The sequence below is a fragment of the Hymenobacter sp. BRD128 genome, from assembly GCF_013256625.1.
In the GTDB taxonomy this organism is placed as follows: Bacteria; Bacteroidota; Bacteroidia; order Cytophagales; family Hymenobacteraceae; genus Hymenobacter.
This window is the reverse complement of sequence record NZ_CP053908.1, coordinates 3,881,788-3,906,458: the sequence shown is the minus strand read 5'-3', so window position 1 is coordinate 3,906,458 and position 24,671 is coordinate 3,881,788. Positions and strand designations below refer to the sequence as shown.

General features: G+C 59.7%; 15 protein-coding genes and 2 pseudogenes. 6 read left to right on the top strand and 11 right to left on the bottom strand.

Features of this window, described 5'->3' with window-relative positions:
* Nucleotides 1-280 precede the first annotated feature (280 nt).
* The gene (locus tag GKZ68_RS17360; RefSeq protein ID WP_173116994.1) at nucleotides 281-1,162 is read right to left on the bottom strand and encodes an IS3 family transposase; all 882 of its coding nucleotides are present in this window, start codon (nucleotides 1,160-1,162) and stop codon (nucleotides 281-283) included.
* The gene (locus GKZ68_RS17355) at nucleotides 1,159-1,461 is read right to left on the bottom strand and encodes a transposase (protein WP_173116992.1); all 303 of its coding nucleotides are present in this window, start codon (nucleotides 1,459-1,461) and stop codon (nucleotides 1,159-1,161) included. Before GKZ68_RS17355 ends, GKZ68_RS17360 begins: the two co-directional genes overlap by 4 nt.
* 164 nt (nucleotides 1,462-1,625) lie before the next feature.
* Between GKZ68_RS17355 and GKZ68_RS17350 the strand changes: the two are divergent.
* Nucleotides 1,626-2,066 (top strand): annotated as a pseudogene (locus GKZ68_RS17350) (transposase); the annotation flags it as partial.
* Nucleotides 2,067-2,205: 139 nt separating this feature from the next.
* Here GKZ68_RS17350 and GKZ68_RS17345 read toward each other — a convergent pair.
* Entirely contained in the window at nucleotides 2,206-3,756 is a 1,551-nt protein-coding gene (locus tag GKZ68_RS17345; protein WP_173116988.1) for a tetratricopeptide repeat protein, read from the bottom strand.
* 243 nt (nucleotides 3,757-3,999) lie between these two features.
* Between GKZ68_RS17345 and GKZ68_RS17340 the strand changes: the two genes are divergently transcribed.
* From GKZ68_RS17340 to GKZ68_RS17330, 3 genes are all read left to right on the top strand, one after another.
* Nucleotides 4,000-4,788, top strand: a complete 789-nt coding sequence (locus GKZ68_RS17340; RefSeq protein ID WP_173116986.1) for a hypothetical protein — start codon at nucleotides 4,000-4,002, stop codon at nucleotides 4,786-4,788.
* A 24-nt stretch (nucleotides 4,789-4,812) separates the two neighbouring features.
* The gene (locus GKZ68_RS17335; protein ID WP_173116984.1) at nucleotides 4,813-5,469 is read left to right on the top strand and encodes a hypothetical protein; all 657 of its coding nucleotides are present in this window, start codon (nucleotides 4,813-4,815) and stop codon (nucleotides 5,467-5,469) included.
* Between the two features lie 66 nt (nucleotides 5,470-5,535).
* Nucleotides 5,536-5,802, top strand: a complete 267-nt coding sequence (locus tag GKZ68_RS17330; protein ID WP_173116982.1) for a CsbD family protein — start codon at nucleotides 5,536-5,538, stop codon at nucleotides 5,800-5,802.
* A 60-nt stretch (nucleotides 5,803-5,862) separates the two neighbouring features.
* Here GKZ68_RS17330 and GKZ68_RS17325 read toward each other — a convergent pair whose 3' ends face one another.
* Nucleotides 5,863-6,774: a histone deacetylase gene (locus GKZ68_RS17325; protein ID WP_367949174.1), complete on the bottom strand. Its 912-nt coding sequence runs from the start codon at nucleotides 6,772-6,774 to the stop codon at nucleotides 5,863-5,865.
* Between the two features lie 236 nt (nucleotides 6,775-7,010).
* On the opposite strand from GKZ68_RS17325, the gene GKZ68_RS17320 reads away from it, so the two are divergent.
* Nucleotides 7,011-7,211, top strand: a complete 201-nt coding sequence (locus GKZ68_RS17320) for a hypothetical protein (protein ID WP_173116980.1) — start codon at nucleotides 7,011-7,013, stop codon at nucleotides 7,209-7,211.
* Between the two features lie 6 nt (nucleotides 7,212-7,217).
* On the opposite strand, the pseudogene GKZ68_RS17315 reads toward GKZ68_RS17320, so the two are convergent.
* Both GKZ68_RS17315 and GKZ68_RS17310 read right to left on the bottom strand, forming a co-directional pair.
* A pseudogene (locus GKZ68_RS17315) lies at nucleotides 7,218-7,999 on the bottom strand (TIGR00266 family protein).
* Nucleotides 8,000-8,377: 378 nt separating this feature from the next.
* Nucleotides 8,378-8,791, bottom strand: a complete 414-nt coding sequence (locus tag GKZ68_RS17310; protein WP_173116978.1) for a hypothetical protein — start codon at nucleotides 8,789-8,791, stop codon at nucleotides 8,378-8,380.
* Nucleotides 8,792-9,347: 556 nt separating this feature from the next.
* On the opposite strand from GKZ68_RS17310, the gene GKZ68_RS17305 reads away from it, so the two are divergent.
* Nucleotides 9,348-17,261, top strand: coding sequence for a T9SS type A sorting domain-containing protein (locus GKZ68_RS17305; RefSeq protein ID WP_173116976.1), 7,914 nt, complete (start codon nucleotides 9,348-9,350; stop codon nucleotides 17,259-17,261).
* Nucleotides 17,262-17,671: 410 nt separating this feature from the next.
* Here the strand turns inward: GKZ68_RS17305 and GKZ68_RS17300 are convergent, their stop codons facing one another.
* The 5 genes from GKZ68_RS17300 to GKZ68_RS17280 form a co-directional block, all read right to left on the bottom strand.
* Nucleotides 17,672-19,159, bottom strand: coding sequence for a T9SS type A sorting domain-containing protein (locus GKZ68_RS17300; protein WP_173116974.1), 1,488 nt, complete (start codon nucleotides 19,157-19,159; stop codon nucleotides 17,672-17,674).
* Between the two features lie 495 nt (nucleotides 19,160-19,654).
* Nucleotides 19,655-20,839 (bottom strand): T9SS type A sorting domain-containing protein, encoded by a 1,185-nt coding sequence (locus tag GKZ68_RS17295; RefSeq protein ID WP_173116972.1) that lies wholly within the window; start codon nucleotides 20,837-20,839, stop codon nucleotides 19,655-19,657.
* A gap of 350 nt (nucleotides 20,840-21,189) precedes the next feature.
* Entirely contained in the window at nucleotides 21,190-22,737 is a 1,548-nt protein-coding gene (gene gltX, locus GKZ68_RS17290) for a glutamate--tRNA ligase (protein WP_173116970.1), read from the bottom strand.
* 35 nt (nucleotides 22,738-22,772) lie between these two features.
* Complete coding sequence (locus GKZ68_RS17285; RefSeq protein ID WP_173116968.1) at nucleotides 22,773-23,156, bottom strand: Rid family detoxifying hydrolase; 384 nt, start codon at nucleotides 23,154-23,156, stop codon at nucleotides 22,773-22,775.
* 54 nt (nucleotides 23,157-23,210) lie between these two features.
* Nucleotides 23,211-24,647 (bottom strand): hypothetical protein, encoded by a 1,437-nt coding sequence (locus GKZ68_RS17280; RefSeq protein WP_173116966.1) that lies wholly within the window; start codon nucleotides 24,645-24,647, stop codon nucleotides 23,211-23,213.
* Between the last annotated feature and the right edge of the window lie 24 nt (nucleotides 24,648-24,671).

Here is a 24,671-nt window from a genome sequence, read left to right as displayed (position 1 = left end):
TTACCTATTGATTCGGGTAAGCTATGCAGCAACACCAGCCATACCACTTATGATTACAAGTAGCATATTGTTTGTCTAACCAAATATCGTAAACCCGTGATGACCGTGTTGGCAGAGGATCGGGTTCGAGAACTGCTACGTGGAATTTGTAAGGGGGTGTTAGGAAGTGTGTTAACAATCGCGGAGCCAGAGGACGGTTGCGGCCAGGTGAATACAGGCTAGAAAATATGTGTCCAACTTGTAATAGCGCGTGGCGACGCGGCGAAATGAGGTGGTCTAGCTAAGCCGGACAGAGTTGGGACGTTATTTGAAGATGTTTTTCGAAGTGGTTGGGTGCTTGGTAGCCAAGCGCAGAATGTCGCCGCTCGGCGTTGTAATAGGCGATGTGGTGGCTGATTTCGAGTTGGGCTTCGGCCAGCCCGGGGAAGCTGCTGCCGTTGAGCAGTTCGGCCTTGAAGCGGCTCCAAAACGATTCGGTGTGCGCGTTGTCGTAGCAGTTGCCGCGCCGGCGCATGCTTTGCAGCGCGCCGTGTTGGGCGACCAGGGTTTTGAAGCGGGTGGCCGTGTACTGGCTGCCCTGGTCGGAGTGGACGACGAGCCCGGCCGGCGGGCGGCGCACGACCAGGGCGCGACGCAACGCCTCGCTCACCAGGTCTTCTGGCATGGTGTCGCGCACGTCCCAGCCCACAATCTTGCACGAGCAGCGGTCGAGCCACACGGCCAGATACAGCCAGCCGCCGCCTTGGCGAGGCAGATACGTGATGTCGCCGACCCAGACCCGGTTGAGGGTGGTGGGGGCCGGCTGGCCCAGCAAACGATTGGGGGCGGCCCGCACGGCCGGGTCGGAATCGGTGGTGCGCGGCACAAACGAGCGGAGCTGCTGGGCGCGCAAGCCGTGTGCTTTTAACACGCGGCGAATGCGCCAGCGGCCCACGGCATGGCCCTGCGCCTGCACTTCGGCCCGCAGCCGACGCGTGCCGTAGCGTTGGCTGTGATGCATAAATGCCTCGCGCACGGCTGCTTGCCAAGTCGGCTCGACTACCAGCTGCTGCCGACGGCGGTGCCAGGCGTAATACGCGGCCGGGGCCACGCGCAGCACCTGGCAGAGCTGACGCACCGGCACCTGGCTGGCCCGCTGGGCGATGTGCTGGTAGGTGCTCACCGGGTCGGTTGGCCGAAGATGACCAAGGCTTTTTTTAACATCTCGAGCTCCTGCTCGGCCCGTTTCAGACGGGCCCGCAGGGCGCGCACCTCCGGGTCGCGGGCTACTTCTTCGCTGCCCACCTCGGCCACGAGTTGGGCCTGCTGCCAGCGGTAAAGCAGCTTGGAGCTGATGCCCAACTGCCGCGCCGCCGCTTGCGTACTGCGGCTCTCACTGGCTAGGCGCAGCGCCTCGGCCTTAAACGCCTCGTCGTATTTACGCCGTTTGTCGGGCGACGACCCGCTGGTTTTTGCTGCCATAACAGAAGAAATATACGTCCTTCTTCTGTCCGCCTTGTCTAGACCACCTCAGGCCGCGCTGGGCGGCCCGGCCGTGAGCTTGGCCACGCTGGGCCGGGCGGTGCAGGCACTGGTCTGACGGCGAAAAAAAGAGCGTTCACGCCGCCGAGCGTAACACCGCCCGCGTGAGGGCCTTGCGAACGGCCTTACTCGAGGTCTTGCAAGTCGAGGATTTCACCTATTTCAAGTTCGTGGACGAAACCAGCGCCAACCTGACCTACTGCCGCCGCTATGCCCGCGCTGAGGGCGGACGATGGACCCATCAATCTGCGCCCCTGCACGGCGGGCCGAACGTGACGCCGGTAGCCACCCTGAACTTGGCCAGCTTGCAAGCGGCCATTACCGTGAGTGGGACCGTCAACGGCGACGTATTTGCCAGCTACCTCGACCAAGTACTCGGCCCCACGCTCGTGCCTGGCGACGTGGTTGTGCTCGACAACCTGCCGGCCTATAAAGTGGCTGGCCTGGCTGAAGTGGTCGAAGCCCGCGGGACCCGCCTACTGTATCTGCCGCCTTATTCGCCCGACTTTAATCCCGTCGAACTCTCCTTCAGCAAGCTCAAAACCTAGCTGCGTACCGCTCAAGCCCGCACCCGCGAGGCCTTGGAGGCAGTCATGCAGACAGTTAGCGAGTGGATAACCGCAAACGACGCAAAAAACTGGTTTGACTACTGCGAATACCATGTACACTAACCTGAGAACCGCTCTAATGCGCCACCTGCAGCAACACCTCGTAGTAAGGCCGACCCAGCACCCGTGCCCGCAGCCAAGCAAAAAAGCTGATTATCTGAAGGTCTTCCTTTTCCTGCGATAAAAATGCCGGCATGGTAGCTACGCGCTGCGCAAAGGCCGGCGTGGTAGCCACGGCCGGGTCGTCGATAATCTCGTGCACCAGCTCGAGGTAGCGCACCACGGCGTGGTAGGGGCCGCCCGGCGGCACGGCGGGCGCATCGGCCGTGGCCTCGGCGGCCGGGAACTGCTCGTGCAGGCGCCGCGCAATGGCGCGCAGGCGCGTGAGGGCCATATCGGGGTTCCCTAATTCGAGCTGAATGAGCAGTTCGCCAATATTATGGTTGAGTAGCCACTCCAGGCCCATATGCTGCTCCAGCCAATGGTCGGTGCGGTCGAGGCTGATGAGCGTCTGGCTAGCCTTGGCAAAATTGCCTTCGGCGAAATAATGAAACGTGAGCTGCAGGCGCGCCGTGAGCTGGTCGTCGGGCAGCAGCGCGGGCTTGGCTTTCAGGGCCTCTTCCAACAGCTTGATGCTATCGCGGTTGCGATTGAGAAATGCATAATTGGCCGCTAGCAAAAACGCAAAGCGCGGCCCTACTTCGGCAAACTGCCGGCCGGGCGCGGCCGCCAGCACCGCTAACCCCTGCTCCAGGTACGCCACCGACTCCGGGAAGCGCCGGGCGCGGTAGAGCGCGTGCGCCAGCATGTATAGCAGCCGCAGCTGGTAGCCGCGGTGGGCGGGCGCAAAGCCGTGGCGGCGCTCCATGAGCCGGTAGCAGCGCTCGATGAAAGGGGCGAAGTTGACGTAGTCGCCACGCACCAGCATGGCGTGGCGCGCTATGCTCAGCAGCCGGGTCAGCAGGGAGGGCGAGCGGGCAAATGCCTCCTGCAAGTCGTACTCCTTCAGTACATTGCGCACCAGCTCATCGACTGGCACGGCGCCGCGGCCGTGCAGGCGGGCCTGGCGCAGGCGCTGGCGCAGCAGGGCATCGGCAATGCCGGCGCGCTCTTCCTCATCGGCGGCCTTCTTGTTGCGGTGGCGGCGCTCGATAATGGCGTCGAGCGGCTCGGCGTGGGGCGAGTGGGCGTGCTGAATCTGCACGTTATACACGGCGTTCAGCGGTTCGTACTGCTCGGCGTCGAGGGCTAGCTTCTCGGCCTTGCGCAGCATGGTCCAGGCCAGGCGCGGCACGCCGGCATCAAACAAATACTGGGCTAGGGTGAGGTGGCCGCGCACCGGCGTGGCGGCCGTGGCATCGTGCTGGCGCTGGCGCAGCAGCAGGAAATCGGTGAGCTGCTTGAACAGGCGCTTGCGCAACGCATAGTACGCCACGGGGTTAGGGCCGTCGGGGTAGAGCTTGTTGATGAGCACCTCGGAGTCGTACTCTTTGGGGTGCAGCAGCAGTTCGAGCAGGCGCACATCCTGGCGGCCGGTGGCGCGGCGGCGCTGCCACTGCATGAATTGGGCGAGGTCGCGGCGGTCGTCGGGGGTCAGGGTCTGGAGCGTCAGGCGCAGGTCGTCCATAGAGGGCGGAGTTGGGCGCGGGCGCACCAAAGCAAGTGGGATTAGCAAGCGCGCCGCGCCCTCAAAGGTACTCGTGGGCGTAGCTTATTAAAATCTTATGAAGCAAAGCCCAATTCACTTAATTTCAATATTTTACCTGAATAAGCATCTATAAAATAAAGTCCCGGCGACCGCAAAGTAGCCTGGCGCAGGCTGTAAGGGCTGGCTAGCTTGCCCCCCTCATTCACCCCCAGCCCTTCGCCTATGAAACGCCTGCTACTCGCCACCCTGCTGCTACTGGCGGTGGGGCTAGCCACCCCGGCCGCCGCCCAAGACCTGCTCACCCGCCGCGACGGTACTGAGGTGCTGGTCAAGATACTGGAAATCACGCCCGAGCTGGTGAAATACCGCCGGGCCGACAACCCCGACGGCCCGCTCATCAGCGTGCGCAAGGCCGATGTATTTCGCATCCGCTACGCCAACGGCTCGCAAGAAGTGCTGACGCCGGTGGCCCCCGGCACGGCCCCGCTCGCCCCTGGCCTGGTAGTGGCAACGCCGGGCGGCGCCAGCCCTACCCCGCTGCCCGCCGCTGGCCCTTTGGTGCCCGGCGACGAAGCTAGCCCCGAGCCCGTGCACCTGAGCGGGCCGCGCCTGGGCTTTACGGTGCTCACCGCTGGCGTGCTGAACCGCGCCCGCGACCAGGTGCACGACCTCAACCCCTTCCTGACGCAGTTTGGCTGGCAGTTTGAGTCGCGGCTGTTTCGGCTGCCCAACGGTACGAGCGGGCTGGTGGAGCTAATTCCGTTGGTGGGCGGCCTTGAGCAGAGCCAGTTTATTCCGAGCGTAAGCGGGCTGCTGGGGCTACGCGGCCCCAAGGGCTTCGAGGTGGGGCTAGGGCCCAATGTGACGCCGCTGGGGGCCGACATCGTACTGGCGGTGGGCACCTCGTTTCGCTCCAACAGCATCAATTTTCCGGTCAACCTGGCCGTGGTGCCCGGCCACGGCGGGGCCCGCATCAGCCTGCTCATTGGCTTCAACACCCGTCGTAACTGACTCGTATTCTAATCCTTATCAATCATGAATCTACGTATCGCTTTTTGCCTTCTGGGCTGCCTGGCCGGGCTGCTGGGTCTGAGTCCGGTCGCCCAGGCCCAACAGCCCGCCGCTAGCCCCGACGTGCTGCTGCTCACCACCGGCCAGGAGCTAAGCGGCCGGGTGCTCAGCATCACGCCCACCGAGCTCACCTATCTGCCGGTGCCGCTGACCACCCCCGACACCCTGCGCCTGCCCGTAAGCAGCGTGTTTCTGGTACGCTACGCCAATGGCACCCGCGAGGTGCTGACTGCCGCGCCGCCCGCTGCCTCAGCTACCGATACGGCCCTGACCCGCTTGCTCGGCCTGAGCACCGCGCAGCGCCGCTGGGTGGGCGAACGCGACGCCCGGCGCACTTATCACCAAAGCGGACCCTTCTGGGGGTCCTTTGCCTCGGCCGTCGCCCTTTCGCCCGTTTATGGGCTTGTGCCAACTGCCTGCATCAGCCTCAAGCCCGTGGCGGTGCGCAACCTGATGGCGCCGCAGCCCGAGCTGCTGCGCGATGCAGCGTATGCCAACGGCTACCAGCACCAGGCCAACCGCCGCAAGGCGGGCCGCGCCTGGGCCGGCTATGGGACAGGCACTGCTACTTACCTCGCTTTTTTCGGCTTGCTGGTTATTAGTCTGGCGCGTGGGCTCTGACCTGCTAACCCTAGGCGCAGGGTAGCCGTACAAGCTCCACAACCCACCCTTTCACGTTTTTCACTCATGGACGTTAACAACAATAATGTCAACGATAACACGGAGCTGCGCGCCCGTGGCGACTGGAACCAAATCAAAGGCGCTGCCAAGCAGAAGTGGGGCCAACTCACCGACGATGATTTGTCTTACGACGAAGGCAAGCAGGATGAGTGGTTCGGCCGCTTGCAAGAAAAGACCGGCCATGCCATCGATGATATCAAGGACTGGTTCTCGAAAACCTTCAGCGGCACGTCTAACGACCCCAACCGCCCCTCGAACCAAAACCACAGCTAATTACTAGCCTACTTGTTTTGACTCAAAGCCCCTCGCCCACCCCGGCGAGGGGCTTTTTTATTAGTCCCAAAGGCTAGCGGCCACGCGGTAGGTATTGGCGTGCGCCTCCACGATGTCGCTGATTTTTTCGGAGTAGCCGCCGCCCATGCACACCACTACCGGCAGGCCGCGCCGGTGGCAGGCTCCCAGCACCAGCTCGTCGCGGCGGCGGCAGCCTTCGCGCGTGAGGGCCAAGTGGCCGAGCCGGTCGGTGGCCAGCACATCAACGCCGCTGAGATAGAACACAAAATCGGGCCGCACCTGCTCGTCGAGCAGGCGGGGCAGCACGTCGGCCAGCCGGGTTAGGTACTCGGCGTCGCCGAGGCCATCGGGCAGCGCCAGGTCGAGGTCGGATGCTTCCTTGCGGCCCGGAAAATTGCGCGCCCCGTGCATCGAAAACGTAAACACGCGCGGCTCGTGCCGGAAGATGGCTGCCGTGCCGTTGCCCTGGTGCACGTCGAGGTCGATAATCAGCATCTGGCGCACCCTGGCCGGCTCGTGGGCCAGCAGCCAGTTGGCGGCCACGGCCTGGTCGTTGAGCAGGCAAAAGCCCTCGGGGCGGCCGGCAAAGGCATGGTGCGTACCACCCGCAACATTGAGGGCCACCCCGCCGCTAGCCAGCGCCCGCCGCGCGCAGCCGATGGTGCCGCCCAGCAAGGTCATTTCGCGCTCGGCCAGCGCCGGGCTCCACGGAAAGCCGCTGGCCCGCTCCTCGGCCCGCGTGAGCTGGCCGAGGAGCAGACGGTGCACATAGTCGGCCTCGTGAGTAAGCAGCACATCAGACAGCGGTGGTGGGCTGGGAGTAAAAAAATCGCTGGCCGTGGCGATGCCTTCGTAGAGCAGCTGCTCGGGTAAGAGCTCATATTTCAGCATCGGAAACCGATGGCCGGGCGGCAGGGGCAGCACGTAGTTGGGAGCAAATGCAATATTCATCAGTAAGGGCTAGCCAGCCCGCAGAAATAAAACAAAACACAGAATATACCGGCTGCCCATCCTCGATAGAATAATAGCCAGCCCGGTATAATTCGTCGCTTACAAAGGGTTATTGGGCGAGTAATTAATGAATTAGCTACCTTCACAAATCCAAATTGAAAGCTGCACCGTATTTTTGTCTTTCTCTTTCGTTCATTTATAAAGTTTTCCCCACCACGCACACTCAATTCGCTACGATGGCTTCCCCGCACCTTAGCTCTTCCCACCGTTCCTCGCGCCCGTATCCGTACCGCCGCTCGTCGTTTAACGGAGCCAAGCAACTGGAAGCCGCTGGGGCATCTACCCGGCGCACGCTGCTGCTAGTGGGGGCGCTGGCAGTGGCGCTGGTGCTGGCGCTGGCAGTGGTGGCCTTTCACCTGGTAGGCAGCCCTAGCTAGCCGCGCTTATTCATCGAGCAAGCTGCCAAAAATGCTGCCCAGCGCAGTGCCGCTTTCCTTTTTGGCATTGCCACCCCACGGAGCCAGCGCCTGAATCAGCTTCTTGACGGGCATGGACTGAATCCAGACGCGGCCGGTACCGCGCAGGGTAGCTAGCAGCAGTCCCTCACCCCCGAATATCATCGACTTGAGGCCGCCCGCCCGCGCCACGCTAAACTCGATGCCCGGCTCAAAGGCCACCACGCAGCCCGTATCGACGCGCAGCAGCTCATTGCTAAGGCGCTTCTCGATGATGGTGCCGCCGGCGTGCACAAAGGCCTTGCCATCGCCAGTCAGCTTTTGCAGGATGAACCCTTCGCCGCCAAACAGCCCGGCTCCAAATTTCTGATTGAAGTGCAAGCTGATTTGAGTGCCCCGCGCGGCAGCCAAAAATCCATCTTTCTGCACAATAAGCCCCTGGGGCAGCGTACTTAAGTCGAGGGGAATAATGGTGCCTGGGTAGGGTGCCGAAAACGCTACTCGGCTCTTGCCGTAGCTGCCGCGGTGGGTAAAGTGGGTAAGAAACAGACTTTCGCCGGTGAGAAGACGGGTGCCCGCCGAAAATAGCTTGCCTAGGATACTTTGGTCGGCCGATGAGCCATCACCCATCTTTGTTTCAAACGCGATGGCTTCGTCCATATACACCATCGCGCCGGCTTCGGCAATCACGGTTTCTTGGGGTCGAGCTCTATTTCGAGCACCTGAATGTCGGAGCCCAGAATACGGTAGTCAACATCGTGCGAGCGCATAGTAAACAAGAGGCTTTAGGTGAAGCACAAATGTATGGCTAGCCCCAACCTATGGCTCTAGCCAGACTTTGCAGCAATGCCAGAAGATTGATTGCGCAACAGCCCTATGCGATGACTGAGCGCATGCGCTTTCTACCCTTTACTCTACTAAGTGGGCTACCTATGGCCAGCGTGCCAGGGCCGCGCCCCCGGAGCCAACAAGCCCGCCGGCACTTCTACTGGCTGGGTGTATGACTAAACTACTAAGCTACTTCGAAGCCAGTGCCCGGCAAAAGGCCGACACCCACTAGAATAACCGCCTTGCGGCCGCCCGGCGAGCGCAAAACCGGTGCTTACTGATTAATCATAAATAATTAACAATCAGTAAGTACTACTAGTTTATTCGGGCAGCTCCCGGCGGGTTTCGGCGGCCTCATCGGCCTCATTACCCACGCTTTTTCTGCGTTTAGCCTCGCGGCTGGTGCGCTTCATAAAATCCTCGTCGGTTTCTTCGGGCTCGTCGTCCTGGCTATCGGCTACGGGGAAATTTTCGTCGTCTTCGCGAGCTAGCCGGGCGGCCTCGGCGGCGCTGCGCGCCTGGGCCTCTTCGCCGAATTGGCCTTCGCGGTGCACGATTTTTTTGTCGCGCACGTGGCGACCCAAAAATTTATTTATCTCCTCAATGGAGTAATTAGAAGTAATCTCTCCTAGTGGGTTAACGCCAATTTCAAAGCCTTCCAGCTCTTTGTGCACGCGGGCCTTCTTTTCCGGTTCGGGTGCTTTCTGCTTGGGTTTAGTGGGTTTCTTAGCCATAAGATTCCATAAAATATAGAGCTGATACAGAGGAGCACGCTCCTCAACCAGGGTACTCAACTGCATACGGCAGAGCCTCAGGCAAAGATTTAGGCATGCCGGGCTGACGCATAGCTGCTAGTCTACTTACACACCTGGTGCTCCTCGAGTGTGGTAATTCTAGGTCGCAATTGCGCAGTCTGTTACCCTGGCTAGCCCTTTGCACCATCGGCAAAGCACTCAGTTTCAGCTAGCAATTATTGTGATTAAGGGAGCCATTTAATAAGAAATAATTTTATCTGATAAAAATACAATAAAAATACACCTGAAAAATCTATGTTTTTTTTGTATTTTTTTAAGTAAATCTGCTGTAAAGTAGACAAAATGAGGATTTAACAGCCATTTAAAAAGTCAGTTTTTTATCCTTAATCTCTGTGTACGAACTTTGTTATTTGATAGACCAAGCTTCTTTCTCAAAAAGACAAAGCCACTTCTCACTCCCTTTCTTACATTAATCCTTTTCTCAATGAGAGCATTCCTACTTGGATTATTCGCCATTTTTTGGAGCGGCTTAGCGATGGGCCAAACCTTGTATACATTCAATGGCGGGGGCACTACTGGTAACTGGAATAGTGCCAGTTCGTGGACGACTGACCCTACCGGTTCTACCGCCATCAACCAGCGGGTACCGGCTAACGGGGATAATATCGTGGTCACGAACAGCTTCGTGTTGCAACTGAGCGGCACCGTAACTGCGACCAGCTTGAGCATCACCGTGCAACGGGGCGGCGTACTCGACTTGTCTACTTACACATTCAGTAATTCTCTCACCAGCCTGGCCGGCCAAGGGACTTTGCGCATTGGCACTCCGTACTTTCCAGCTGTTACGACTAACAATTTTGCTGCTGCCAACACCGGCACTGTGGAGTTTTATAACTGGCCGGCCGGCCCGACCGCCATACCTATCCCAACTTCTGGCTATAATAACCTGCGCCTGCTTAATACCACGGCTACGGCCTACGAGGTGCAGCTTGATAACGACCTGACGCTCAATGGCAGTCTCACACTAATCCGCACCAACACCACTGTTACTGCTCCGCTGGTTAGCTTCAATCTGGGCCTAACGCCCAACACCAACCGCACACTGAACGTGCTGGGCGACATTACAATTGGTGCCGGCACCTCGCTGGGCGTAACGACCGTCGCCGGTTCGCACACCCTGAATGCGAGTGGCAGCCTGACCAACAACGGCACGATAAACCTGCACAACGGCACAGCCGATGATACGCAGGTAGCGTTACTCAACTTTACGGGAGCGACCAATGCTAATTTTGCCTGTAACGGCTCTACTGACTTAGATATTTTACAAGTCGATAAGGGCACTGATAGCCAAGTACTACTGAATATAACATCGACAGTTAACGTGAGCGGTACCGCTCAAGGTAACTTGCGTTTGAATGACCTTACTGATGGAGTTGACCTTTTGGTACTGGTAAATGGCGTTGCCAAGCTTGGAAATAATATTTACCTACAAAAAATTAGCAATAAAACTACCGTAGGGTCAGGTACTGGGTTTTCTATTGGCTCGACTTCCACTAATCCTACACTCTGGATAGCAGGCGCTACCGTTATAAATGATAACGATAATGCATTTATTATCTATGGAACTTACCACATCAGTGCGGGTAAGCTATCTTCTATGACCCCCGATGCCATGGTAGTGCGCGAAACCGGGCAAGTTATTATTGATGGCGGCACTACTTCGGTCAATAAGTTTCGTCCTTCTAGTACTTCTGCCTCTCACCGTGGTTCCTTTACCATGACAGGCGGCACGTTTGAAAGCCTGGGCACCGTTCCGTTTACACTCAACGACAATTTTGCGCGCTTTGCGGTCCCGTATATCAGTCAAGCATTTCGAATGAGTGGCGGTACGTTGCGGGTACAGAATCCAGCCAGTACTGACGGGTCGTTTCAAAATGGATTGTTTCACATCGGAGTAAACCCGAACAACGTCACCGTAACGGGCGGCACGATTGAAGTGCTACTGCCCAATTCAAGTGTAAACGGCAATATTCTAACTACGTCTCCGCTGTGGAACCTGACTATCAAAAAACTGGTGGCTGGTGGCACAAGTAAGGCAGTGCTAGCTGCCGTGACGGTACCGCCTAGCTACACCTCGGGCGCTACAACGGCTGCTCAGCCCATAACGGTGCTCAACAACTTCACGCTTGACGCCACCAACCCTACCACATTTGATGCTGCGGGCCTAAACGTTACCATTCAGGGAACTCTCACCGTTAATTCGGGCTGTACTTACCTGACGGGAGCTAACACAACAACCTTCAGCGGTGGGCAAGACCAGTTGCTGGCTAACAACGGTACTATAAGCAACAGCACGGCGGCTACACTGCCCACCTCGGGTGTGGGGGCCACCGGCACCGGCTCATTCAACAACTGGACGATAAATAAATCGGCGGGCACGCTCACCCTAGGGGGCACGGTAACGACTTACTATACGCCTGCCGGCTCGACCCTCTCGCTGCTCAGCGGCGTACTAAACGACGGTGGGAAGACTATCAACGTGCAGGGCAACCTCATCAACTCGGCTTCGCATTCGAGTGGTGGGGGCTCGGGCAGCATTATCATGAATGGGGCCACGGCGCAAACCATTAATGGCGACGGCACGGGGGTATTCGGCAACCTGAAAATATTTAATACTGGGCTGGCAGCGGGCGCGGTAGCAGTTACTCTACAGGCCAATATCGCGGTGGCTAACATCCTGACCATTCAAAGCAATCACATCTTTGCAATTGGCGCCAACCGCCTATCGCTGACCAACGTTAGTACTGGCGCAATTCAGCCAGCAAATGGCTTTACCTATCAGCGCATGATTCAGACGGCAGGAAACCAGAGCGACCTGGGCCTGCAAAAAACCTATGGCGGGGCAGATAACTTTACCTTTCCGGTCGGCACGGGCACGAAATTCACTCCGGCTACCATCTACCTGCAAGTAGCTACTGCCTTGGCGAAGTACGGCCAGGTGAGTGTGAGCCCCGTTAATTCGCGGAGTCCGTTCGTGGCTAGCACCACCAACTCACTCGCTTATTACTGGAAAGTGCGCAGCGTTGGCTTCGGAGCAATTCCGAGCGGAGCTATCCAAGAAACCTTCCAGATGATTGATGCGGACGCGGCGGGCACCATTGCCAACTACATAGCGGGGCGCTACCTGCCAACGGCCTGGAACACTTCGTATTCGGGTGGAGTAACTGACTACGGCACTTATTCCAGTATCTTGTTCAACGCCCTTGGCCAGTTTGACGGCGAGTTTACGGCCGGTCTACCAGCCACGTTTGGGCCAATTACTTCTTTTTACAGCCGCACAACCGGCAACTGGGAAACTCCCGCCACCTGGAGCACGACGGGCTACAACGGCGCGGCGGCTACTACAGTGCCGGGCGCGGGCAACCCGGTCTTCATTGGCTCGGCTGCCAACAGCGCCTACCACACGGTGAACGTAACGGCTAATACCGCCAAATCAGGCTCGCTGGTGATTGACCGGGGCTCGACCTTAGACGTGGGCACCACGACTGGCCACAATTTTGGCGCACTGCCCGATGCCAAAGTAGGCGGCTCGGGTCGTCTGCGCGTAAGCTCGTCGGCGGCGACGGCAGTTTTCCCCGGCGGCGATTTCGGCTCGTTTATTCAGTACGGCGGGGGCACGGTAGAATACTATACTACCGGCACCCGGAACTTTACTGTGCCAACGGTATCAGGCTCGCTGACCTTGAACCAATATCGCAACCTATGGCTAAATGCCGCTAGCGGCCAGACCATCACCCTGCCTGCCCAGGACCTGCGGATATATGCCCAGCTCAAGACCGGCGTTGCCAACGGCGCTACCACGTTCCCCGGCACTGTATTCGTGAGCAGCGGCACCGCTGGCAACCTGCGCGCCGATTCGCTGCTGGCTGTGCAGGCCGGCGTTTTCCGGCTGCAAGGCACTACCGCCCGCAGCCTGACTGTCGACACCGACGTGCTGGTGGCTAGCGGCGCCACATTCGACGTGCTCAATAATGCTGCGGTAACCCACTCTCTCTCGGTGAGCGGCAAGCTCACCAACAACGGTACCCTGGACTTTAAGGTCGGCACCGGCCTGGTCAACCTAACTTTTCTGAACAATCAGAACCTCAACCTGACCACCCAGAATGCCAACCTGACCAGCGCCGGCCCGCTCACCGACCTCTACACCCTAACGGTGAATAAGGGCCTGGACCGCACCTCGCAGCTGACCCTCGACGGCAGCGGCTTGCTCACTACACCCAGCAACGGCTGGCTGACGCTGACCACCGGCACACTGAACTACACCAAGCCGAGCGCTACCCTGACCATTCACGACGCGGTAGCGACGCCCTACCTCATCACCGACAACGCCGGCCTGACGGTAAACGCTGCTGGCGGCACCGTGACGGTGGCAACCAACAACAACGCAGCGGCCGACCTGAAGCTGGCCGGCCAGCTGCAAATTTTGCAAGGCACCCTGCAAGTAGGGGCTAATGGCAACGTTGGCAACGACCTGGAGTATGCCAGCGCGGGCGCACCGGGTATCAAGATTACCGGCGGCAACCTGTACGTGAACGGCCAGATTCGGCGCACCGTGGCCAACCTAGACGGGGCACTGCGCTTCGACCAGAGCGGCGGCACCATTGACATCGACGGCCAGGGCGCTGCAGTGTCTCCGAACAACGAGCGCGGCTTGTTTGAAGTTCAAGGCAAAGGCAGCATCTTCCGCATGAGCGGCGGCTCGCTGAACCTGCACCGCTCGAACCAGAAGAGCCCCATCCTGACCGCCGACCTCTACCTAGCCCCCGACTCGACGGTAGTAACCGCCGGCACGGTAGTGCTGGGCAATACGGCCGCCGGCGTGGGCAACGTAACCATCAGCGTGAGCTCAACGGTGCCGTTGTATGACCTGCAAGTGGCGCCCGGTGCCGATAATACCAACACCAATACCGGCCTGCTGACGGGCGTGATTCCGCTTACGCTGAGCGGCTCGCTCACTATTGGCAACAATTATTCCTTCTTTAATGCCAACGGGCTAGGGCTGAATATCAACCAAAACCTGTTCAACAATAACAGCTCGACCAGCACGGCCCTGAACGCGGGCGGCTTTCAGCCGATTACAACGACCCAGACGACCACCTTTGTGGGCGGCGTGCCGACCCAGCTGCTGAACGGCACGGGCGCGAACCTAACCGTATTTGGCAGCCTGGTGCTGAACACGCCCCAAACGAACGGCACCTTGCAGCTCGGCGGCAACATCCTGACGGCCGGCACCCTGACCCTGACCAAAGGCACGCTCGATGACAAGGGCTATACCATTACCGCTCTGGGCGACGTGCTGAACTCGGCCACTCACCTTAGCAGCGCTCCCACTGGCGGGGGCCTGACGCTGGGCGGTATGGCCAATCAGAACATCGGTGGCAATGGCACGGGCGTCTTCGGCAATGTGACGCTGAACAACGGCGCGGGCGCCACTACCATATCTAACCAACAGATTACGAAAGTACTTACCTTCAGCAACGGGGTACTCACCATCGGCTCGAACCTGCTGTGGCTAAGCAACCCGGCGGCCGGCGCCGTAACGGGCTACAACGCCACGCACTTCATTCGCACCAATGGCATTGTGGCCGACCTGGGCCTGCGCAAGAGCTACCCTAACGGGGCGCTCGATTTCACGTTCCCGCTGGGCTCGGCGGCCAAGTATACGCCCGTGCGCATGAACGTAACTGCCAACTCCAAGGCTGGCACACTCACGGTGCAGCCCATTGACCTGGCTCATCCCTCCACCACCGGCAGCGGCACCAATAAAATCTCGTTTTACTGGAAAGTCAGCAGCACCATTGGCTCGCCCACGGTATCACAGTACTTTACCTACGGTGCCAATGACGTGGCCGGCAATGAGACGCTTTACAAGGTGGGCCGCTTCTATAACGGCGCCTGGACGCCACTGGGTGGCATTGCCAGCGTGCCGGCTGCCAGCGCTACCACGCACACCCTCACCAACCCGAGCTTTACCGATGCCGTGAACAACACCATCGACGGTGACTACACGGGCGGCGATGCCACGGAGTTCCAAACGGTGCCGACCTTCTACAGCCGCAACAGCACGGCCGGCCGGCCGGGCGGCTCGCCCTGGACCAGCGCCGCTAGCTGGACCAACAACTCCGACGGCAGCGACCCCTTGCCCACGTTCAACACCTACCCGACCCTAGCCAACCCGGTAATTATCAGTAGTGGGCACCTAATCACGACCACTACTGGCAGCCTGGGGGCCGCTAACCTGCTGCTGAACGGTACCCTGGACCTGGGCACCTACGCGGCCAACAACTTCAATACCGTGAAGGGCACCGGCACCGTGCGCATTGGCTCAGCCTTGTTCCCGGCGGGCAACTACGCGGCGTTTGTGGCGGCCAACGGGGGAACGGTAGACTACAGCGGGGCGGTGCAGTTGCCCGCCCGCGATACCTACAACAACCTGACCTTCTCGGGCGGCAACGGCAAACAGCTGAGTAACCTCGACCTGACCATCAACGGCGCGCTGACCCTAGCCAGCGGCACTACCGTCGACAACCCCACCAGCCAGAACATCACCCTGACTTCGGCGACGAGCGGGGCAACGCTGGGGGGCACGTTTAACCTCAACGACGGCACGCTAACGACGGGTGCCTTCTTGACTAACAGCGGCACGCTGACCCTGGGCGCTGGCCTCACGAGCGTGGGCACGAACTTTACCAACAGCGGCACGCTTAATAACGGCACCGGCGGGGTAAGCGTGGGGGCTGCCTTCAGCAACAGCGGCGCTTATAAGGCCAACCTGGGCACTGGCAGCCTCACCGTGGGTACCACCTTCGCCAACAGCGGCACCTACACGGCCGGCACGGGCAAGCTTACCGTGGGCAGCGACTTCACCAACACGACCAGTGGCACGTTTACGGCGGCCAGCAGCAACGGCACCGCCGGCAACAGCTACATCATGGTTAATGGGAATTTCAGCAACGGTGGCACGTATAATGCCGCGCCAAACATCCTGCGCATTGCCGGCGACTTTACCAACTCCAGCAGCGGCACCTTCTCTGCCGATGCCAGCACCACCTCGCTCTACGGCAACTTCACCAATACTGGCACTTTCAACCCCGGTACCAGCCTGGTGCAGTTTATTACCGATGCCAACCGCGTGCTGACCGGCAGCACGGTATTTTACGACGTGCAGAAGGTGAGCACGGCCGCGCTCACGCTCCAACCGTCCACGACCATTACCGTGGCCGACGTTCTGACTATGCGGGGGGGCCTCATTACCACGGGTACCACCAGCATGGTGGCCTTGGCTAATACCACTATTCAGCCCATTGTAGGGGCTAGCCCGACTACGTATATAAACGGCCGCCTCCAAATAGCCCTGCCCGACGCGGCAGCCAGCATCCGGGTATTTCCGGTGGGCCTGGGGGGCCGCTACCGCCCCGTCACGATTACGCCGCAGGCAGCTTCGTCGAGCGCGGTAGTGCTGGTCGAAATCATCAACGGCGCACCGGCTGGCAAAATCGACGCCACGCTGTCTAACTTGTCGGCCAACCGCTATTACCGCATCCAGCTGCAGTCGGGCACCATCACGCAGCCTGCGATACAGCTGAGCTACAATACTGACGTAGTGGACGAGGAAGTGCACGTGCCCGGTAACCTGCGCGTCGCCAAGTCGACCGGCCCGATTACTGCGAGCAGCACCTGGAGCACGGCCGGTGGGGCCGGGGTATTCTCGCCTGACTACCCGCGTGGCTACACCACTTCGGCGGGGGCGCAAACCGCGATTACCACCAACTCATTCTTCGCCCTGGCCTCAACCAACCAGGTAGACAACCCACTGACTGGCACGGCTCCGCTGCCCGTGGAGCTAGTAAGCTTCACGGCCGCGCGCCAAGGCACCACGGTGCGGACCGCCTGGACTACGGCTTCGGAAAAGAACAGTGCTTACTTCGTGGTGCAGCGCTCGGCCGATGGCCACACGTTTGCCGATGTGATACGGGTGGCGGCGCTGGGCAACAGCCTCAGCCGCCACGACTATACGGCCCTCGATGCCTCGCCGCTGGCCGGCGTGAGCTACTACCGCCTGCGCCAGGTAGACCAGAACGGCACCAGCGCCTACTCGCCGGTAGTCACTGTGCGCTTCGATGAGCAGCCAGCTGCCCCGGCGCTTGTGGTCTATCCGAACCCTACGGCGGGCCAGCAGTTCCAGCTGCTCACCACCAACCTAGCCGCTACCGGCGGCACGGTGCAGCTGCTCGATAACGTGGGGCGCCTCGTACTGACGAAAGCAGCTGCCCCCGGCACCGTAGAAATGACCATTCAGCCGGCGCAGCCGCTGGCTAGCGGCATCTACATTGCCACCTGGCAAACGGCCGACGGCCTGAAGCTGACCACCAAAGTGGTAGTCAACTAACCCCTTTGCCTACCACCTCAAAAAAGCCCCGGCCGCACCTCGCAGCCGAGGCTTTTTTTGGATATACCTGGGTGGGGCAGTGGGGTCGGGCCGGCGGCACTGCGCCGGCTAGGGTTTCTACTTTTAAAGCCAGAACAAGTTTGGGCCTGATGTACAAAACAGGAGCGCGACCCGCTGCATCTAGCTGGTAAAACCTTTCGTGCAACGACAAGCCGCGCAGGGTCGCAACGCTATCCGCTGTACCCCGCCTACGAAACCGCTAGCAAGCAAAATCTGAGCTAGTGGGTACTTCGCGCTGGCCAGCACCCCATCAGCCTCCCATCGAGGCCCAAAGAGAAAAGCCCCGCCCGGAAAATTCCGGGCGGGGCTTTTCTCTTTGCGGGGCCAGGGCTAGCCAATAAGCCAGAGGGCTATTTCTTTTCGATGCGCCGCACCGCCTTGGTCGCGCCTTGCTCAATTTCGAGCAGGTACACCCCGGCGGCCAGGCTAGCGGGCAGGCGCAGGGGCTGGTGGGCGGCCAGCACTACCGGCGCCAGTACCTGCCGCCCCACGAGGTCGCGCAGGCTCACGGTGAGGCTGCTGGCTTGCGGCAGCTCTATCTGCACGTAGTCGGTAGCCGGGTTGGGGAAGATGCTCAACTCGGGCAAGGCCTGGCTAGCCAGCGTAGCCAGCACGAGGTTGAAATTGGTCGAGCTGGTGGCCGTGCCGCCGGGCGTTACGACCGTTAGCGGTCCGCTGATGCTACTCGTGGTAGTAGGTACTACCAGCGTAATAGTGGTAGCCGAAGCTACGGTGAAGGTCGGAATATCGAGCGTGCCGATGCGCACCGCCGTGGCCCCCGTCAGGTTGGTGCCCGTGATGGTAACCGCAGTGCCAATGCCGCCCATAGTGGGTGTGAAGCTGGCAATAGTGGGGGCTGCTGCCACCGGCGCAAAGGCCACCCCCCGGAATGCCGTGTTGGGGCCAGCCGTGGCCACGGCCGAGGGCAGGCTCGTGAGGCTGGGGGCCATATTGTAGCCTGCGTTGTCGGTTATAAAAAACAGCCCGGCGCTGCTGCTGGCTGCCAGCGACACCGCAGTGCCGCTGGTGCTACCGCTGAGGCCACGCACGGCCGTGCTAACCGTGCCGGCAATGGTGCCGTTCAGCACCCAGCTGCCGGCTACCAGGCTCCACTTCTGTACCCCTCCCCCGCCGATAATACGGTCGTCGGCGACGTAAGCCACGTCTACTCCGGGCACGGTCGCACTCAGGTCGGCCAGGTAAAAGCCATAGGGGCTAGCCCCCGCCGTCGTGCCCGGAAAGCCGGGGAGCGCCGTCACGGTCTGGCCCGCCGCCGTGGGCAGGCCCGCGCCCACCTGGCTTAGGCCCACGTAGGGGCTCAGGTTGGTCGAAACGTATAAATTCCCCCCGGCCACGTTGAGGCTGCGCACGCTGAGTGGGGCTGTGTTCAGCTGCGTAGCCGCGTAGCTGCCCAGCGCCTGATACTGCACGCCCCCATCGCTGCCCACGCTGTAAAAGCTCGTGCCATCGGCCGTGGCAGCGGCCCGAATACTGGCACCATCAAACGCACTGCCGGTACTAGTGCTGGTATCGATACTGCCGTCGGCGCCAATCAGGCCAATCACGCGCGTTACATCAGTCGCGGCTGAAGAGGCTACCGCCGGTGTGCCCGGCGCGGCCCCGTAGCCGGCTAGCACCAGGTAGTGGCCATCGGCCGAGCGCGTCAGGCCCAGTTCGGCCGTGGCGCTGCCGGCGGCCGTCAATATGCGGTTGCTGCTGCTCACCGCGGTGGGCAGGTTAATCGTTTGCACGAGCGTACCGCCAGGGGTGTACTCGTCTAGGAATACGGGGGCGGCGGCGGCGGTGAGAGTAGCCGAGCCGTCGCCGACGCGTGCCACTACAATATTACCGGGCTTAAATGGTGCCGCCGAGAGTAGCAATGGAACCGCCGAAAAAGCAGCAGCTAAAAATGGTACCAGATGTTTGTAATTGAATCTTCTCATGAAACAAAAGGAAAAAATGAGGAAAACAATGCGAGCAGAAGCTGAAAAGGGCTTCTATTAACGAAGTTACCTATTTCGCTCTTCAAACCAAGCACATTGACCTATCCTGCTGTAATCCTACTTCGCTTTTCTCCGGCGGCCACTAGCCCTTCTTAATCGCACCCGGCAACTCCACCTGGGTACCGCCCAAAAAAAGCCCCTGATTAGTCAATCAGGGGCTTTAAACAGCATGAGCAGCCTAGCTAGGATTTCGAACAGGCTGGGACGGCAGCGACACCCATTAGAGCTATGCCTAGGGCTTGCAGCACTTAGCCCCGCCTGAGACCATGGGCTTCCGTGGGCTGATTGAAGAGGACTTTCAATATCGGCAATAAATATATTATTCTATAATTACTGACGTATCGTTGACCGGCCCTTAGCAGTGAGCAGTTGAAAGAAGTAAACTCCCGTGGGTAAAGCCGGCAGTACCACCTCGCTTTTATTCGCCAAAAGTGTCTGCGTGAATAACGAACGGCCCATCACATCCAATACGTGCAGCTCACCGCTACCCTGCACCACGTAGTGCTGCGGGGCAGTGCACAGCAGCCAGTCGGCACTGGTGCGTGACTCGGCTATTGTTACCACTGGGGAGAAGGTAGATGTCCCATCCAAGTCTACCTGCCGCAAGCGATAATAAGTAGTGCTGGCCAAAGGATACTCATCAAGAAAAGTGTATGCGCGGGCAGTGCTGCTAGTCCCCGCGCCGGCCACCTGCCCTAGCACGTCAAATGTTTGTGCGTCGGTCGAGCGCTCGACCGCAAAAAAAGCATTGTTGACTTCCGATGCCGTAGCCCAGTTCAGGCTCACGTGGCCACCGTCACTGGTCCGGCTACCCGAAAAGCGCGTCAGCGTCACGGGTAGCACCGAAAGGCAGGTAGGGTCGTTGAAAATGCCCGCCGAAGCAACATTAAATATAGCGGCGCTAGAGGGCGGGCAGCTCGTGCTCAACTGATTGCCCTGCACGCACACGACCAGATTAGTACTGGTTTGAAAAAGACTTTTTGCTCCCCCGTGATTATCCACCAGGTTGCTATATACACGTACCCCGGCCGGGGTACCGCCAGCTGCTTTCGGCGGCCCGGCAACTCCCGAGCTGGCAGTAGCCACATCTATGTTGCCCAGCACATTAAGTAACGAGTTATTACCCAGATTAGTAGTCACTTGGGTGCCCATAAACACCGTACAGCATACCTGCACCGTAGCCCCGCTGCCGATGTTAAGGGTAGTGCGCGACAAATCGAGTATTCCAACCGATAGCTGCGGCTTGCTACGCACTCCTGGCGTAGCGGCCACTATTATAAGCTGAATAATACTACCATTGCCCTTGTTGTTGATAGAAAGAGTTCTTAAAGCCCCAGCCGCTTGGCTTAGCGTTCCCGTGGCATTAATAGTCAACGAACCCGAAGTGATAGCAAAATCCTGGTCGAGTACCACGTTATTATTAATGGTGATATTATTGGTACCAGTAGGGGCTACCGTGCAGCCTGCAACGAAGCCCGCGTAGATACTAGGGTCTGACAGATTGCCATCCCTCACGGTTGTGTAATTACACTGAGCACTGCTCGGGCTAGCATTGAAAGCGAGCCAAAGCAGGCTTAAGTAGAAAATAAGGTTTTTTTTCATAGCGGTCGTGAGGTTAGAGAGTTATGTGGCGAATTGCCCTGTTAAATGTAGGCGTTTTTTGTCATTTTTTTGTATTCTTATTGTATAAAGGAAAATTTATTCTTTAAATACTGACACTGGGTTTATTAGCAGCCGTATCTGCCCATCAGAAATACCCGGTGGTCCTGGCTCCAGACCCATCCGCATTAAGAACTTTCCAAAAAGAAGCCCCCTTGGCCGCTAGGCCAAGGGGGCTTCTTTTTGGAAAGTTCTTTGAGTAATAATTAGCCGAGGCGCTCTACGGCGGTGCGCAGGCGCTGGGCTACCTCGCCCGTACCCAGGATGGCCAGGGTTTCAAACAGGTCGGGGCCGGCGGCGGCACCCGTCACGGCTACGCGCAGGGCTTGCAGCACCTGGCCGGGCTTCATACCCTGAGCTTCCATGGTCTGGTTGAAGAGCGCCTTGAGCACTTCCGCGTTGGCGCTCGGCTCCGAGTTGTCGGGCAGCGCCTCGGCGTAGGCGGCCAGGGCCGCGCTCACCTGCGGGTTCCACTTTTTGCTGATGACGGCCTGGTCATACTCCATCGGCGCATCGAAGAAGTACTTGGCTTCCTGCCAGAAATCCTGGGGGAAGCTCACGCGCTCCTTCATCACGCCCACTATCTGCTCGGCCTTGGTCTGGTCGCAGGCCAGGCCGTGCTCGGCCAGGGCGCCCAGCAGGTAGGGGGCCAGCTCGGCGTTGGACTTGGCGCGCAGGTAATGCTCGTTATACCACTTGGCCTTGGCCTGGTCAAACTTGGCGGGCGACTTGCTCACGCGCTCAATCGAGAAAGCTTCAATCAATTCCTGCATTGAGAAAATCTCCTGCGCCGTGCCGGGGTTCCAGCCCAGAAAGGCCAGGAAATTGACCAACGCCTCGGGCAGGTAGCCGTCTTCGCGGTAACCGCGGCTCACGGTGGGCTGGCCGGTTTCGGCGTCGGTGCCGTGCCACTCCAGGGCAAATACCGGGAAGCCCAGGCGGTCGCCGTCGCGCTTGCTGAGCTTGCCGGTGCCGTCGGGCTTGAGCAGCAAGGGCAGGTGGGCAAACTGCGGCATGGTCTTTTCCCAGCCCAGGTAGCGGTACAGCAGCACGTGCAGCGGCGCCGAAGGCAGCCACTCTTCGCCCCGGATGACGTGCGAAATGTCCATCAGATGGTCATCCACAATATTGGCGAGGTGGTAGGTGGGCATGCCGTCCGACTTCATCAGCACTTTGTCGTCGATGGCACTCGAATGCACCACTACCCAGCCGCGAATCATATCCTGGAAGCGCACCTCTTCTTTGCGCGGCACCTTGAGGCGGATAACGTAGGGCGTGTCGTTGGCTAGCAGCGCCTGCACCTCATCCTCGGGCAGCGTGAGCGAGTTGCGCATCTGCGCGCGGGTGATGCTGTTGTACTGCGGGTTGGGCACCTTGGCAGCTTGCAGGCGCTCGCGCATGGCGTCGAGCTCCTCGGGCGTGTCGAAGGCGTAGTAGGCGTAGCCATCGCGGATGAGCTGGTCGGCATACGCGCGGTACATGGGTTTGCGCTCGCTCTGGCGGTAAGGCGCGTGCGGGCCGCCCTTCCAAGGGCTTTCATCGAGCTCGATGCCTACCCATTCGAGGCTCTCGCGGATGTAGTCTTCGGCGCCGGGCACAAACCGGTTCTGGTCAGTATCCTCGATGCGCAATATCATGGTGCCGCCCAATTTGCGGGCTAGCAGGAAGTTGTATAGCGCCGTGCGCACGCCGCCAATGTGCAGCGGCCCAGTGGGCGAAGGTGCAAAACGCACCCGGACAGGTCGGTTACTCATAATGCCGCAAAGGTACGGCGCACACCGTACCGGCTTTACCCAACGGCAATGCAGGAAATTTCTACTTCTACGTCGCGCGGCAGGCGGCTCACCTCCACCGTTTCGCGGGCCGGGGCCGTGGCTTCTTCAAAGTAGGTGCCGTATATCTGATTGATAGTGGCGAAGTTGCCCAGGTCTTTCACGAAAATGGAGCATTTTACCACGTCGGTGAGGGCTAGCCCGGCGGCGGCAAGCACGGCCGTCAGGTTTTTTAGCACCTGGTGAGTTTGGGCGCTCACATCGCCTTCGCCCACGAGCTGGCCGGCGGCGCTCAGCGGTATCTGACCCGAAACGTACACGGTATTGCCGGCTTTAATAGCCTGTGAATAAGGACCAATCGGCGCGGGCGCCTGGTCGGTGAGGATAATCTGGTGAGGCATGGCTTCAGAAGGTAAAAAAGGTAGAAACGCGACAAATAACGTAAGCAGCGCGCGCTAGCGGTCCAACGCAGGTGCCACATATACAGCCGGATAGTGAAAAAAGGCCGCGTACGCCTCATTACCCCAAGTGACGGGGCTGGCCGAGATGTCGGCATAGAAAAGAGTGGTCGGCATCACTCGCAATGGGTCGAGGCGCAGTGGGGCAGCCGCGGGTGCGGCAGCTTGAACTTGAGCGTAGCGAGCACGCTGCTGCTGGTCGTAGCGGGCCGCGTCGCCGCTCAACCAGTCCCGATAGGCCTGCATTACTGTATTGTAGCCCTGGCCAATGCGGGCAGGCAACAGGCGGGGATTGTGGTCAGTAAAAAAAGTCAGCAGCAGAGCCACCCCCAGCACCCATCGCGTGGGCCCGGCTAGTAGCAGCGCTAGGTGGTGAGCTGGCAGGCGGCGAAAGGCGGCGTGGACACTCAGCACCAAGCCAGCCACGAAGTACAGGTAAAGCAGATTCTTGACGCGGGGCACCAGCGCATCGTGCGCCGCCAGCATATAGAAGAAAAAGCACACCCACAACCCCGCCAGCGTCAGGGTCGGCCACAGCCACAGCGGGCGCGTCAGACATTGCACCAACCCGCGCTCCCCGGCGGCCCGCGAGAAGGCCACCGATAGCGGCAGGGCCAGCAGCACCCAAAGTACCAATAGGCCGTTGCCAAGCCAATTTACTAGCGTGTAGGTGGTGTGCAGCGTAGCCCGCGCCACAGTTTGTAGTACCAGCCATGGGTGGGTAGCCGGCTGCCAGTGCCCAAAGTGAGCGGGAGTTGCCAGCGTAAGCACACTGCCTAACACGGCTGCGCCCATTACTACTTTAAAACCGACCCCTGCGCGGCGCGGGCGCAAGGCTACCCAACTGCCCGCCGCCACTAGCGGCAACAGCAGCGCCGTTAGCTCGCTGAAGCCTGGGATATAGGCTGCCAGAGCCACCGCCGCCACCCAGGCCAACCAGCGCCACCAAGCGAGTGGGTGCGCTGTAAGCCACCCCAGCAATGCGACTAGCAGTGCCGTCAGCACCACCGGGTAGAGGTAGGCTACCTCGCCCGTTAGCCAAAAAATGCTGTCGGCAGGCTTAGGGAAGTTGAGTAGGCACGCTACCAGCACTACGCTACCGATGGGACCGGCCAATGGCTTCGCACTAGATGGTGTAGTTGCCACGGCAGCCGCATATAGGGCCGCTACCAAGGCCAGCAGGCCTGCTAGTACCAGCCATGAGTAGGCAGCCGGGTGCCGGCCAAAAACCTGAACAACAACCGTACTAAGCGCGGAGGCATAGCGGCCTGAGTTGTACCAGTACACATCGGCCACGTAAGCGTCCATGCTTTTCGTGCGCAGCAACTCGCCAAAGGCGAAGTCGTCCAGGGCTGGGTGGCTGTAGAAGGCCAACACGCCAAACGGCAGCAGGCACCAGGCTGCCACTATCAGGTAGGCGTACCGTTTAAACACCCTTACAAGTCGCTCACGCATAGC

Bases quoted from the DNA above. Each gene is read 5' to 3' on its own strand.
- GKZ68_RS17355 (WP_173116992.1), bottom strand. From the start codon at position 1,461: ATGGCAGCAAAAACCAGCGGGTCGTCGCCCGACAAACGGCGTAAATAC.
- GKZ68_RS17345 (WP_173116988.1), bottom strand. From the start codon at position 3,756: ATGGACGACCTGCGCCTGACGCTCCAGACCCTGACCCCCGACGACCGC.
- GKZ68_RS17340 (WP_173116986.1), top strand. From the start codon at position 4,000: ATGAAACGCCTGCTACTCGCCACCCTGCTGCTACTGGCGGTGGGGCTA.
- GKZ68_RS17335 (WP_173116984.1), top strand. From the start codon at position 4,813: ATGAATCTACGTATCGCTTTTTGCCTTCTGGGCTGCCTGGCCGGGCTG.
- GKZ68_RS17330 (WP_173116982.1), top strand. From the start codon at position 5,536: ATGGACGTTAACAACAATAATGTCAACGATAACACGGAGCTGCGCGCC.
- GKZ68_RS17325 (WP_367949174.1), bottom strand. From the start codon at position 6,774: ATGAATATTGCATTTGCTCCCAACTACGTGCTGCCCCTGCCGCCCGGC.
- GKZ68_RS17320 (WP_173116980.1), top strand. From the start codon at position 7,011: ATGGCTTCCCCGCACCTTAGCTCTTCCCACCGTTCCTCGCGCCCGTAT.
- GKZ68_RS17310 (WP_173116978.1), bottom strand. From the start codon at position 8,791: ATGGCTAAGAAACCCACTAAACCCAAGCAGAAAGCACCCGAACCGGAA.
- GKZ68_RS17305 (WP_173116976.1), top strand. From the start codon at position 9,348: ATGGGCCAAACCTTGTATACATTCAATGGCGGGGGCACTACTGGTAAC.
- gltX (WP_173116970.1), bottom strand. From the start codon at position 22,737: ATGAGTAACCGACCTGTCCGGGTGCGTTTTGCACCTTCGCCCACTGGG.
- GKZ68_RS17285 (WP_173116968.1), bottom strand. From the start codon at position 23,156: ATGCCTCACCAGATTATCCTCACCGACCAGGCGCCCGCGCCGATTGGT.